The 13822-nt window shown below is 37.4% G+C and carries 14 protein-coding genes; 2 read left to right on the forward strand and 12 right to left on the reverse strand.

Annotated elements, in window-relative coordinates; translation table 11 throughout:
- Positions 1-61 precede the first annotated feature (61 nt).
- Both NST93_RS07465 and NST93_RS07470 read left to right on the forward strand, forming a co-directional pair.
- The gene (locus tag NST93_RS07465; RefSeq protein ID WP_405102726.1) at positions 62-556 is read left to right on the forward strand and encodes a DUF3231 family protein; all 495 of its coding nucleotides are present in this window, start codon (positions 62-64) and stop codon (positions 554-556) included.
- A 45-nt stretch (positions 557-601) separates the two neighbouring features.
- A complete protein-coding gene (locus NST93_RS07470; RefSeq protein WP_405103794.1) occupies positions 602-1819 on the forward strand; it encodes an MFS transporter in 1218 nt (405 codons plus the stop codon).
- 6 nt (positions 1820-1825) lie between these two features.
- Here NST93_RS07470 and NST93_RS07475 read toward each other — a convergent pair whose 3' ends face one another.
- The 12 genes from NST93_RS07475 to NST93_RS07530 form a co-directional block, all read right to left on the reverse strand.
- Complete coding sequence (locus tag NST93_RS07475; RefSeq protein ID WP_405102728.1) at positions 1826-2437, reverse strand: YitT family protein; 612 nt, start codon at positions 2435-2437, stop codon at positions 1826-1828.
- Between the two features lie 100 nt (positions 2438-2537).
- Positions 2538-3275, reverse strand: coding sequence for a YqjF family protein (locus NST93_RS07480; RefSeq protein WP_405102730.1), 738 nt, complete (start codon positions 3273-3275; stop codon positions 2538-2540).
- 492 nt (positions 3276-3767) lie between these two features.
- Positions 3768-4688 carry a superoxide dismutase gene (locus NST93_RS07485; RefSeq protein ID WP_405102732.1) on the reverse strand — a complete coding sequence of 307 codons (921 nt, stop codon included), beginning with the start codon at positions 4686-4688 and terminating at the stop codon, positions 3768-3770.
- Between the two features lie 82 nt (positions 4689-4770).
- Positions 4771-5724: a carbohydrate kinase gene (locus NST93_RS07490; protein ID WP_405102734.1), complete on the reverse strand. Its 954-nt coding sequence runs from the start codon at positions 5722-5724 to the stop codon at positions 4771-4773.
- A 171-nt stretch (positions 5725-5895) separates the two neighbouring features.
- Positions 5896-7293, reverse strand: a complete 1398-nt coding sequence (sufB, locus tag NST93_RS07495; RefSeq protein ID WP_405102736.1) for a Fe-S cluster assembly protein SufB — start codon at positions 7291-7293, stop codon at positions 5896-5898.
- A 36-nt stretch (positions 7294-7329) separates the two neighbouring features.
- Positions 7330-7767, reverse strand: coding sequence for a Fe-S cluster assembly sulfur transfer protein SufU (gene sufU, locus NST93_RS07500; protein ID WP_405102738.1), 438 nt, complete (start codon positions 7765-7767; stop codon positions 7330-7332).
- On the reverse strand, positions 7757-8977 hold the full coding sequence (locus NST93_RS07505; protein WP_405102740.1) for a cysteine desulfurase: 1221 nt from the start codon (positions 8975-8977) through the stop codon (positions 7757-7759). Before NST93_RS07505 ends, sufU begins: the two co-directional genes overlap by 11 nt.
- Positions 8977-10287 (reverse strand): Fe-S cluster assembly protein SufD, encoded by a 1311-nt coding sequence (gene sufD, locus NST93_RS07510; RefSeq protein ID WP_405102742.1) that lies wholly within the window; start codon positions 10285-10287, stop codon positions 8977-8979. Before sufD ends, NST93_RS07505 begins: the two co-directional genes overlap by 1 nt.
- 17 nt (positions 10288-10304) lie before the next feature.
- On the reverse strand, positions 10305-11090 hold the full coding sequence (gene sufC, locus NST93_RS07515) for a Fe-S cluster assembly ATPase SufC (protein WP_405102744.1): 786 nt from the start codon (positions 11088-11090) through the stop codon (positions 10305-10307).
- Positions 11091-11676: 586 nt separating this feature from the next.
- Positions 11677-12081, reverse strand: coding sequence for a glucose starvation-inducible protein GsiB (gene gsiB, locus NST93_RS07520; protein WP_405102746.1), 405 nt, complete (start codon positions 12079-12081; stop codon positions 11677-11679).
- A gap of 151 nt (positions 12082-12232) precedes the next feature.
- Complete coding sequence (locus NST93_RS07525; RefSeq protein ID WP_405102748.1) at positions 12233-12385, reverse strand: hypothetical protein; 153 nt, start codon at positions 12383-12385, stop codon at positions 12233-12235.
- 23 nt (positions 12386-12408) lie between these two features.
- Positions 12409-13671 carry a hypothetical protein gene (locus tag NST93_RS07530; protein ID WP_405102750.1) on the reverse strand — a complete coding sequence of 421 codons (1263 nt, stop codon included), beginning with the start codon at positions 13669-13671 and terminating at the stop codon, positions 12409-12411.
- Positions 13672-13822: the final 151 nt, after the last annotated feature.

Below are 13822 nucleotides of genomic sequence, written 5' to 3' on the forward strand. Positions count from 1 at the left end.
TAATGGATAATATCTAAGCTTTGAAGGAAAACTAAACAGGCATAAAACAGGAGGGATTTTTATGGGCATTAATAAAACAACCGAAGAGCCCTTTCATTCAGGAGAAATTTATCATCTTTGGGCTTATCTTTACAGCAATAAAAACTTACTCGTCAAAATGCAAGTATTCATCAATCATACTGGAGATCACGACTTGAAAGCCAACTTAGAAGAACTGGTTGAAAGTTGTTTTGAACAGGAAGCACAACAAGTCGAAGCTATTTTAAAAGAAGCTGGAATTCGCTTGCCGCCAGCCCCGCCGGACAGGCCTAATGTAGAAGTAGAAGATATTCCCGCAGGTGCACGGTTTCACGATCCAGAAATAGCTATTTTTGTGCAGAATGAGCTGATTACAGGAAGACAATTATGCAGCTATGTTACTGGAATCGTTATCCATGAAGACATTCGTACTATGTTTAGTGAATTTTATTCTCAGAAAGAAGAATATGAGCAAAAAATAATCAACTTATCAAAAGAAAAAGGGTGGCTGGTTACACCCCCAATTAATGTAAAATAGTATTTCCATAAGGAGTGCACGACATTGAAAAAGAAAAATAAGGGAATGCTAATTGTTGCAATTGGGTCAATCCCACTTATGATGACATTAGGAAATTCTATGTTAATCCCAATACTCCCAGAAATGAAATCTTCTTTGGGCTTAACTCAGTTACAGGTAAGCCTGACAATCACCGTATTTTCTATAGCAGCCGCTCTTATGATTCCAATAGTTGGCTACCTGTCAGATCGTTACTCTAGAAAAATAATCATCATTCCGTCATTAATCCTTTTTGCCGGCGGTGCGCTGCTTGCTGGTCTAGGTGCAGCTGTTTTTTCAAACTCATATGTCTGGATTATTGTTGGAAGAAGCTTGCAAGGAATAGGAGCAGCTGGAGGAGCTCCTATTGCAATGGCTTTAATAGGAGATTTATTTAGAAGTGGAGAGCGCAGTCGGATTCTCGGTATTTTTGAGGCATCAAATGGACTTGGAAAGGTATTATCCCCTATTCTCGGTTCACTCTTGGCATTAATTGTCTGGCATTCCGTTTTTTTCGTCTTTCCTGTATTAAGTATTATTTCCGTGATTTTAGTCTGGATTTTTGTTAAGGAAAAAAGCAATCGGCAAGTTCCTCCGCCATTCAGGAAATATGTAAGGGGTCTCCTTAGTGTATTCAAACATGAAGGAAGATGGCTTTTTACAGCATATTTAGCTGGAGGAACATGTTTATTCACTTTATTTGGAATCCTTTTTTACTTATCAGATATATTGGAAACGAAATATAATATCGATGGAGCTCCTAAAGGTCTTATATTAGCCATACCATTACTTGTAATGGTAACGACCTCTTACATTACCGGAAGTAAAATTGGGAGCAATCTAGAAAAAATGAAAAGATTATCGATTATAGGATTATTATGTATGACAATCTCCTATTCCCTGCTTGTCACGGTAGAACAGCTGGTTCCATTTTTAATCATATTAGCGTTAAGCAGTCTTGGTACAGGTCTGACTTTACCTTGTGTAAACAGCTTGATAACCGGAGCAGTTGGGAAGGAACGAAGAGGTTTTGTTTCTTCACTATATGGCTCTGTTCGTTTTCTTGGGGTGGCCTTGGGACCACCGGTATTTACGCGCCTGATGGAATGGTCACGTACAGGTATGTTTTTATCAATTGCTGCATTTACATTTTTAGTTTGTTTACTTGTACTATTGCTTATCCACGTTAAAGGCATGGACGGAAAAAAACATAAAAAGAAAATAATTAAGTATAAATATGTATAAATCAAATTATGCTTTTTTCCGCCAGTCAAAAGTATAGATTTGCTGAGATGATAATTGCATTATAATATTGACTACCATTGTTGAAATCCATTGACTAATAAGTGCAAGTAAAATAATTTTCCAATCAATGATTACAGCAGTAAATAAAAATATAAAGAAATTAATCGAAAATAATGGGCGCCCAGGTAATATGTTGCGTTTCCTGGAGATAATTAAGGCAACCACTCCAATGCCACCATTGGAGACACCTTGACGCATAAGTATTCCGATACCGGCGCCTAAAAAAATAGAACCTAAAATAAGATCAACTAATAACATTCTGTTTCCTATACCAACTTGTTCAAATAAATCAACTGAAATAGAAGTCATCGTAATAGCGACAATTGTCCAAAGTGCAAACCGTTTACCCAAAAATTTTACACCTGCTAATAATAAGATAAAATTCACAAGCCAAAGAGCCGTACCCATACTGATACCAAACCAATAATTTAACAATACAGTTATCCCTCCGGCTCCACCAGAAGGAATAAAATGTGGAAATAAAAATAACCCCATTCCAAATCCTTGAATAAGACTACCTGATAATACGAGAGCATTTTTAACAAAAAATGATTTCAAGACAACCCTCCTTTCATTTGGACATGTATTCTATTTTATTCAAGAGGGACAAGATTAATGTAGAGTAGCATTATTATTAATATTAAATTCATTCCTTCACTCACTTTACTTTCTTGATTGGCCAAACAAGCACTCGCTTCGTATCCGCCAGATGAAAAATAGGGTTTCCAAGTATCGAATGATCTGGCAAGTCGGGAAGCAAATTTTGCTTTTCGATAATAACTTCAGCATCTTGAACTTTCCACTGCATATGATGGATATCTCCTCTGAATAAGGTATCTCCTCTAGATGACCAAAGAAAATAGCGTTCCATTAGCCAATAAGTCAGACTGGAGCGCTCAGGAAAGTATGCTGCAGATGCAGGTCTGTACGATCCCTTTAAGGCAATATCTGATGTATTTTTTCGTATGGATTCAATATGAATTGTATCTTTTTTCTTTTTCATATTCATTTTCGCATAAAAATAAGGCAGGGCAGCGATTCTAGCTCCAAGAACTGCAGGCAAATTATTCACATCCATACATAAAAAAAATACACCTGGTACGCCATTTCTCTTTACATACGTTCGTACATTTATTTCTATAAAGGAATGTATTAATGGCAACGGGGGCATATTCCGAAAATGCATATTCGTTACTCTAAATGGAGTGATTGAAATCCAGGAATTCCCCTCAAACGTATCTAATTCAATCCCTTTCGGAAGCTGTGCAGCAAGTATATTTTGAGATACTGGAAAATGCATGAATAGTAAGTCATTCCACTTTTGGGTCATTATCCAAGGTTTATCCGGCAATGGATAATCGCGATGAGCAGTGCTATTCAGTACTTCTTTATACATTCACTTCTCCTCCTTTAAAGACAAGACTTTACTTGAAAAGCTTTGTTTATACTAGTATGAGCAAAAACTTCCAATTCAATGATTTATGTTTAAAGCTTTATAACGTATGACTTAAAATGATTCGAATGACACGATTGACTAGTTTAGCTTTTAGCCTGCATTTAGCTGTATTTTCAGTTGCTAGTCTAAAAAATGAGTTCTTTATTTATTGGGACAATATAATGATCACACTAAACAAACTTTTCAGTATGGAGCAGCCTGTCCACACAATAAGTTCCTGTGTGCTTAAGCGAGCTAGGTGTGCCAGTGGTTTACTAAAGCCAAATAGTGCACCGTTCGTTGCTAAAAGATAGTGAGTCAAGTAAATTAGAATTTTGCTTAGCACTTCCTTTAAGAGAGGAGATTAATCTTTTTTTAGTATGTATTATAATTTTCCAGCAAAAAAGACCGAACATGCCAATGCATGAAACGGTCTTATCTGTCTGGTTATATTTAAAATGGCTCCCACTTTAACTTCTGAGCTGCTTTGAATCTCTTTTCAGCATCTCTCCAATTTACTATATTCCACCAGTTATCTATATATTTTTTTCTTTCATTTTTATATTGGAGATAATATGCATGTTCCCAAACATCGAGAACAAGAATTGGAACAATATCCCACTGGCTAAGGTTCTGATGTTTTTCAGCCTGTAAGATTTCCAGACGCCTGGAACGAGGAGACCAGACTAAAATTGCCCATCCGCCACCTTCAACCTTGTCAGCTGCTGCTGTAAAATGCTTTTTGAAAGCATCAAATCCCCCGAAAGCCTCATTGATTGCTTTCATTAACTCTCCAGCAGGTTTACCGCCTCCGCTTGGATGCATATTATTCCAAAATATAGTATGGAGATAGTGGCCAGCACCATTAAAAGCAGCTTCCCTTTCCCAATGCTTGATAAGATCAAAGTTGCCAGACAATCTTGCTTGCTGCATTTCCTTTTCAGCTTTATTTAATCCATCGACATAGCTGCGATGATGCTTATCATGGTGTAACTCCATTATTTCCCGAGAGATATAAGGCTCCAGTGCATCATATCTATAGGGAAGCGGCGGCAGCACATGTCCACCTATTTCAACAACCGTTAACCGATTCTCTGCTCGTTCAGTCTCCATTTGTCTACTTTCCCTCGTTTGAAGAAAAGAATTTAACTGTAAATTTAATTCTTTGCCACGTTCAAAGACTATGGAATCCTGTAAAGTTTTATTTTGAGAAAGTTCTTCCCTAAATTGCAATAGTCGCTGTTCCCATTGTTCTAAACTTTTTGCGTCTGCTTGTTCTCTCAGCTCACTGCTTATTTCCTGATAATATTGCAATGCTTCGTCACACCATTGTTTTACAGAATGAACGTATTCCGACACATTTTCCCCTCCCAAACTTCAGATGTAAGCAGTATATGCCCAGGATTGGAAGAGGTGAGTCGATTGATTTCTGATATATAATATTGTTAATTGCTGCTTACAGGACTTCATGCAAAGCTGGAGCAGTAAATGCTCCCACTCTGGTACAAACGACTGCAGCAACTTTATTGCTTATATATGTTATTTCTTTCATTTGTTTAAAATTCTTCAAAACAGCTTTGGGTTCATCAGCTTGTGCTAGATGATACAGCGTTGCACCAACAAATGCATCTCCCGCACCGGTTGTATCGATGGAATTGATTTCTATGCTTGGAATGATTTCTTGATTCAATATATCAGATATAAATGTGCCATCTTTACCCAACGTTACAGTAACAAAAGAAGCCCCAACTTGATGCAGTATCTGAACACCTGCCTTTAAATCACTTTCATTAGTAATGATTTCTAACTCTTCTTGACTGACTTTGACAAAATCTGCAGCTGCACACCCCTGTTTCGCTAATTCAGTAAATTCTTCAATGTTTCCTTTCCAAAGATCTTCTCTATAGTTAGGGTCGAATGAAATGAATTTACCATTCTCTTTTGCAGTTTTCATTGTGTTAAGATATGTAGATTGAAAAGGATTATCCAATAAAGCTGTTGCTGAACCAAAATGGAGAATAGCTGTTTCCTTTACATATTCCTGATCGACTTCATCTTCAAGTAAAAATGCATCTGCTCCTCGGTGAAAAATAAAGTCTCTTTCCCCATTTTCCATTAAGGAGACAAAAGCTAGTGTGGTCGGATGAACATCATCCAGTAAAAGCATAGAAGTATCGACACCCTGCTCTTGTAATGTTTTTTGCAAGAATCTGCCAAAGGGATCATTTCCAACTTTTCCGCTAAAGGCTGCTGTTCCACCTAATTTTGCAATTGTTGCACACACATTAGCAGGAGCACCTCCAGCCTGCTTTTCGAATAATTTTCCTGTTTCTAAATTATTCCCGGTATCTTTACAATAAAAGTCAATTAGTAACTCCCCCATACAGAACACAGATGTATTTTTCTGCATTTTCTCTCTCCTCCTTCACGGTACATTCTTCTATATTACATGAAAAACAAAAGAAGGCGAACTTTATATGTTCGCCTTCTTTAATAAACGGAAATGTAAATTGGCTTCGACTAGCACGTTTTATTTTCCCATTTTTTCAATACAGTTTGGTATACCTGCCACTTTAAAGAATTAACCAATAGAACCTTCCATTTCATGAGAAATGAGTCTGTTCATTTCTACTGCATATTCCATTGGAAGTTCTTTCGTAAATGGCTCGATGAAGCCCATTACGATCATTTCAGTAGCTTCTTCTTCATTTAATCCACGGCTCATCAGATAGAATAATTGCTCTTCAGAAACCTTGGAAACTTTTGCTTCGTGCTCAAGAGAGATGTTATCATTTAAGATTTCATTATATGGAATTGTATCTGAAGTAGATTCGTTATCCATAATTAATGTATCACACTCAATGTTTGCACGTGCACCGTCAGCCTTGCGTCCAAAGTGAACAAGACCAAGATAAGATACTTTTCCACCGTTCTTAGAAATAGACTTAGAAACGATTGTAGAAGAAGTATTTGGTGCTAAATGATGCATTTTCGCACCAGCATGCTGCAATTGCCCTCTGCCAGCTAGAGCGATTGACATCGTATTTCCTCTTGCACCTTCTCCTTTTAGAAGGATTGCAGGATATTTCATTGTCAATTTAGAACCGAGGTTTCCATCGATCCATTCCATTGTACCGTTCGCATCTACCGTAGCACGTTTTGTTACCAGATTATAAACGTTGTTCGACCAGTTTTGGATTGTCGTATAACGGCAGTATGCATCTCTCTTAACAATAATCTCAACAACCGCACTGTGAAGTGAGCTGGAGCTGTATGTTGGAGCAGTACATCCTTCTACATAGTGAACAGATGCACCTTCATCAACGATGATTAATGTTCTTTCAAACTGTCCCATATTTTCCGTATTAATACGGAAATACGCTTGAAGCGGTGTAGAGGTTTGCACCCCTTTAGGCACATAGATAAACGATCCTCCAGACCAAACAGCAGAGTTTAGAGCTGAGAATTTATTATCAGAATAAGGAACTACTTTACCAAAATACTCTTTAAATAGTTCTTCATTTTCTTTTAATGCTGAATCTGTATCTTTAAAGATGATGCCCAATTCTCTTAAGTCTTCCTTCAAGCTTTGGTATACAACCTCAGATTCGTACTGTGCAGACACACCTGCAAGGTATTTTTGTTCTGCTTCTGGAATTCCAAGTTTATCAAAAGTCTGTTTGATTTCCTCAGGTACTTCATCCCATGTTCTACCTTGTTTTTCAGATGGTTTTACATAGTAAATAATTTCATCAAAATCTAATTCTGAAAGATCTCCACCCCATTGTGGCATTGGACGAGCATAGAAATGCTCCAACGCTTTCAAACGGTAATCAAGCATCCATTGTGGCTCATCTTTCATTTTAGAGATTTCTTCAACGACCTTACGCGTTAATCCTCTTTCAGTACGGAAAACGGATACGTCTTTGTCGTGGAAACCATATTTATAATCTTCCATTTCTGGTATATTCTTCGCCATTGTTTAACCTCCTTAGGTATTCGAAAAACAATTACCCTATTCTTCTTCGTGTACTCCTTTTTCCATCGCTTTCCATGCCAATGTTGCGCATTTAATGCGTGCTGGAAAATTGGATACACCTTGAAGCGCTTGAATGTCGCCAAGGTCAAAGTCGTCTGCATTTACATCTTTGCCAAGCATCATATCAGAAAACACTTCTGACATTGCTAATGCTTCTTTAACTGGCTTGTTCTTAATAGCTTGTGTCATCATTGAAGCAGAAGACAAGCTGATTGAGCAGCCTTCTCCTTCAAAACGAGCATCCTTTACGATTCCATCTTCAAGCTGAAGCTGAAGCTGAATCCGGTCTCCACAAGTCGGGTTGTTCATGTCTACAGTCAATGCATCACCATCAATTGTTCCACGATTTTTTGGGTTCTTATAGTGATCCATAATGACTTGTCTGTATAGTGTATCTAAATTATCAAAAGACATCGCCAAAATACTCCTTCGCTTTCAAGAGTCCTGCTACGAGTCGATCAATATCTTCTTCTGTATTGTACAGGTAAAAACTAGCTCTAGCAGTAGCTGTAACATCCAGCCACTTCATCAACGGCTGGGCACAATGATGACCTGCACGCACCGCAATTCCGGCAGCATCTAATACTGTTGCAGTATCATGCGGGTGTACTTCATCCAAGTTAAAAGTCACGAGTGCTGCACGGTCTTCTGGACCATAGATGGAGATGCCATCAATTGTACGCATTTGTTCCATTGCATATTTCGCCAGTTTTTGTTCATGCTTTAATATATTATCCTGTCCAACCTCTTTAAGAAAGTCAATTGCTGCAGCCAAACCAATTGCACCAGCAATGATTGGTGTTCCTGCCTCAAATTTCCACGGAAGCTCTTTCCAGGTTGAATCATACAGATTTACAAAATCAATCATTTCCCCGCCAAATTCCACAGGTTCCATGTTTTCCAATAGTTCACGTTTACCGTATAAAACGCCTATTCCTGTTGGGGCACACATCTTATGTCCAGAAAATGCATAGAAATCACAATCCAACTCTTGAACATCTACTTCCATATGTGGAATGCCTTGTGCTCCATCCACAACAAGTATTGCATTTTGATCATGGGTTATTTTAGCAATCTCTTTAATTGGATTGATTGTACCAAGTACATTAGAAACATGAGTTATAGCTACAATTTTCGTTTGAGACGTAACTGTTTCCTTCACATCTTCTAATGAAATTGTTCCATCATCAAGCAGCGGAACATACTTTAATGTTGCTCCTGTTGCTTTCGCTGCTTGCTGCCAAGGTATAATATTACTATGGTGTTCCATAGGCGTAATAACAATTTCATCACCCGGTTTTAAATTCGCACGAGCATAGCTTGAAGCCACAATGTTAAGGGAAGTAGTTGTTCCTCTTGTGAAAATAATTTCCGCTGTACTTTTTGCATTGATAAAGTCGCGTACCTTTTCACGTGCACCTTCGTATTGATCAGTCGCACGCGTTCCCAAAGTATGCACTCCACGATGCACGTTAGAGTTATTTTCACTGTAATATTTATTCACCGCCTCAATAACCGAAGCCGGTTTTTGAGAAGTAGCAGATGAATCTAAATATACTAAGGGATACCCATTTACCTCTTGATCCAGGATTGGAAATTGTTCTCTAATGGCTTGAACATCCATTAGTTAATTTTCCTTTCAATTACTTGTTTCAATTGTTGTTTTACTGATTCAATTGGTAATTGAGATACTACCGGATCAAGGAATCCATGGATTAATAGTCGCTGTGCTTCTTCTGTTGTTAAACCACGACTTGTTAAATAGTACATTTGCAATGGATCAACGCGTCCTACTGATGCAGCGTGTCCCGCTGTAACATCATCTTCATCGATAAGAAGAATCGGGTTCGCGTCTCCACGAGCATTTTCGCTCAGCATCAATACACGTGATTCTTGTTCAGAGTTTGCTTTTGTTCCACCATGCTCTATTTTACCAACTGCGTTGAATATTGCAGTAGAACCTTCAGTCATTACCCCACGTTGTAAAATAAAACCATCTGTGTTTTTACCGTATTGGTTCATTACAGATGTGAAGTTTTGTGTTTGATTTCCTCTCCCAACCGAAACAGCTTTCGCTTGAGATGTAGAGTTATCCCCTACTAGTCGTGTGATGTTTTCTGATATGGTATTTCCATCATTCATTTGACCTAATGCCCAATCAAGTGTAGCATCACGATCAGCTACGCCGCGACGCGTAACATAAGTTGTTGTGTTTGCAGCAAAGTTATCAACCGCACCAAATGCAACTTGTGCATTGTCATGTGCAAAAACTTCCGTAATAATGCTTGCCACTGTTTCATTCTCACTAGAATGAGACAAGTTATTCTCGACATATGTCAATGAACTGTTTTTATCAGCAACAACAATAACGTGATTCACTAAAGTAATTTTAGGATCTTCCTGCCAGAAGATTGTTTGGATTGGTTCTTCAATCTGTACATTTTCTGGTACGTAAAGGAAAATACCTCCATTTACTAGAGCAGCGTGTAGTGCAGTAAGCTTATGCTCGTCAACTGCAACTGCATCTGTCATAAAGTACTTTTTCACTAAATCGCCATGCTCGCGAACTGCTGTAAAGATATCAGTGAAGATTACACCTTTTTCTTTAAGCTTGCTATCTAGTGATTGATAAGCTACAGAATGATTTCTTTGAATCAGCAAGTTTTCAGGAGCTTTATCTTCGTCAAAGAAGTCTCTGATTTCTTCAGGAAGGTCTTTTACTGAAGATACAGCTTCCCCTGTCTTAAATTCATGGTTGAAATCTGTAAAATTCCAGTTTCTAATCTTTGTTTTGTCCGGTTTCGGCATTTCAAGGGTCTCAGCCCGCTCTATAGCATCCAGACGGAAGTCACGCATCCAGTCTGGCTCGTTTCTATCCTTTGAAAACTGATCGATATAAGCCTTGTCAAATGACAGCTTTGTGTCCACAGTCATATTACTCCTCCTAACGTTTACGCATTTTGCCCAACAGTCTCGTCTTCAATACCTAACTCTTCTTTAATCCATTCGTAACCTTGAGCTTCTAATTTCTTAGCCAGCTCTGGTCCACCAGATTTTACAACTCGGCCTTGCATCATTACGTGTACATAGTCCGGTGTAATATAGTTTAGTAAACGTTGGTAGTGCGTAATAATCAACGTACCAAAATTATCGTTACGCATTTTGTTAATTCCTTTTGAAACTACTTTCAATGCGTCAATATCTAGTCCTGAGTCAATTTCATCTAAAATAGCGATCTCTGGTTTTAACAGCATAAGCTGAAGAATCTCGTTACGTTTCTTTTCTCCACCTGAGAAACCTTCGTTCAGGTAACGAGTAGCCATGCTCTTATCAATCTCAAGGTAATCTAGTGTTTCATCTAGTTCTTTGATGAATTTCATTAGTGGAATTTCATCTCCTTCTTCACGACGCGCATTAATCGCTGTGCGCAAAAAGTCAGAAGTAGTAACTCCACTGATTTCACTTGGATATTGCATTGCTAGGAACAGACCAGCACGAGCACGCTCATCTACTTCCATTTCTAGTACATCTTCACCATCTAAAGTAATACTACCTTCTGTAATTTCATATAATGGATGTCCCATAACCGCAGAAGCTAGTGTTGATTTACCTGTTCCGTTCGGCCCCATAATTGCGTGGAATTCTCCACCTTTAATTGTAAGGTCGACTCCTTTAAGGATTTCTTTATCTTCAATAGAAACATGAAGATTTTTAATTTCTAATACTGATCCTGCCATAACCATTACCTCCAAATGCTTTTTTCTATTTTCGAGATGAAACTTTCATTCTCAATCTATACTCATTCCAATCTTAAAGCATTTCAAATTAATAATCAACTCTTGTGATTTTCATGCAATAAGACTGATTTAAAAGCGAAGAAACCCTTCATTATAAGGTTTATCTTAAATTATCAACGATGCTGCCAGCCAAAAGATGAAATAAACTGTCCCTCCTATGCAAAATCTATATTGATATATATAGAAAGAAACTGAGAAACCCTTTAACTATCTAGTTTTCACCATAATTCAAGATGTTTTATTCAGTCTGTTCCTTCTATAATATATACTATATCATTATACACTATTTCCGGTTCTCAATTAAGTGATATTTTCCCACTAAAATAGTTAATAGAACTGCTTTCTATTAAACTTGATCCTCACACCCATAATATGTATTAAAATTTTTAGGATTTATATCATGCTAGATAAGCTCTACTTTAAAATTAAATCCTGACCCGGCTTGAATGAAAGTTATATTTCAAAGAAAAGAAGGAAAAAGAGATTAACCTCTTTTTCCTTCTAATACATTTAAACTTATATTTAATTATGAATTGTTGTTATTATTGTTTTTACGCTGGCGGGCACGAGCATTTCCGCCTTTTTCACCAATTTCTTCGTAGAACTCTTGATCATGGTTTTTCGACGTTGCTTCTCCACCCTTTTGACCAATTTCCTCATAGAATTCTTGGTCATGATTACGAGAAGTTGCTTCTCCGCCTTTTCGGCCAATCTCCTCATAGAATTCTTGGTCATGATTTTTCGAAGTCGCTTCTCCGCCTTTCTGACCAATTTCCTCGTAGAAATCCTGGTCATGATTTTTGGATGTTGCTTCTCCGCCTTTTTGACCGATTTCCTCATAGAATTCCTGGTCATGATTCTGGGAAGTAGCTCTTCCACCTTTTCTTCCTGCTTCTTCACGAGACATCTTACCATTATTGTTCTTAGCCATTATTAATAACTCCTCTCAATATTTGATAATCTTGCCTGTACAGTAATTTAATTCCACATTATAAAATTCCTAAACATGAAAATCTGATTTAGATATTTTTTCAACTGGTTTTATCATTCTGTTTTACTCTATAAATCTGTACTCATTCGGTTTATTTATTTTTCTCATCCAGTTTATTGAATACTTTTTCAGCCGTAATTTCTTTCTCTTCTTTTTCTTTAGTCTCTAACTCAAGGTCAATCCGATCCTCAGTCGGTAAACTGAAATACGTATCATTTTTTGAATTCTTTTCTTTAGACAGCACAGCTTCTCACCTCTTTTCCGCAGTTATAATCGTGCATTGATTTCAGGATTCACGTAATTTTTTCTTTTCATCCATACAAAACCATCACCTTTTGTAATTATCGCAACATCGACTGGCGGGCCGACAGACTCTGTAGCCCTCGATACACGGCGCTTAAATGAAGTAAGACTTACGAGCGTTTCAGCCATATCTGCAAGCTCCTCCTTTGGCAGAGATCTTACAACACTAAATAATGGTTCAATATAATTCGTTTGCTGGTATTCCCTTACTGCATCTTCAATTGACTCATACACTTCTTTACCCAGTCTTTGTATTTTTGTAACTTGTTCATTTGTAAAATCAATTGATAAATGTTTTTGAATCTGTTCTGGATATGCTTTTAACACTTTAAAAATGATGTCGAATATAACATCCTCCATATTCGGTTCCATTCCACCAATAAATGAATCAACCATTTCCCGCTGTGCAAAAGCAGTAATCGAAGCTGTACCATCTTTTTTATTTGCTGTGTAACTAATTTGCTTTTCCTTGAGTTTCTTATATTTCAGCTGATTGAATACGAAACCTTCCAGCCGGTAATTTAATAAATGAGGAAATATTTCGTTTTCTCCATATCCAGCAATCACTAAACCAGTGCTCCCAACGCTGAAATAATCATGTTTTATTGCTTCATAAGCAAGCACGTAAAATTTTTCTCTTAAATCACTTGGTACCTCATATAAAATAAGCTCATCTTTTACTTCTTTTATTACTTCACCGAACTTCTCTTTAAAGGTTTCAAAATTCAAATCTAGAAAGGTGCTATCTTCCTTTTCAAAATAGTTTATCCTTCTATTTACATTTTCTGCTAACCAATCACTGACTTGTTCTGGAGAAACCGCTTCACTATTACTGCTTTCCGCTGCAATTCTCTCTTCAACTTCCTTGACGAGCCGTTTTAATATATCTGAGAACGTGCGATAAATAATTATCTCCTCTACTTCTCTCTTTCTAAAACGTTCATCCTCTCTTAAAAAATTTAAAAAGTCAGCCGCATAATCTGTTAAATCCGCAAATTTTTGGCTGCCAAGTTTATCCCTGTACGCTTTAATGATTACCTCCCACGGAACCTCCATAAAAGATGCGGCACCATATACCATAACCCCAATTGGATGTTCACTTGATAAGGAGAATAATTTATTAGCTGTATTATATACCTTTTGCACGCCTTCCCTTCCACTGGTTATCGCACTGTCGGCTGCCAGTGAAATACCACGTTTATTCATTACTACTACTTCTGCAGTCATTGCCCTTCCTCCTTTTCCTTATTCTATATTTATCACTTATGTCTATAGACGAAACGAAGAAAATTATAAATGAATACAAAGCTTAGTACTTGACCATTCAATTATTTAAAAATCTACATATTTTAGCAGACTCCTGCGAAATAAAAAGCAA

The organism is Oceanobacillus sp. FSL H7-0719 (assembly GCF_045040795.1).
Classification (GTDB): domain Bacteria; phylum Bacillota; class Bacilli; order Bacillales; family Amphibacillaceae; genus Oceanobacillus.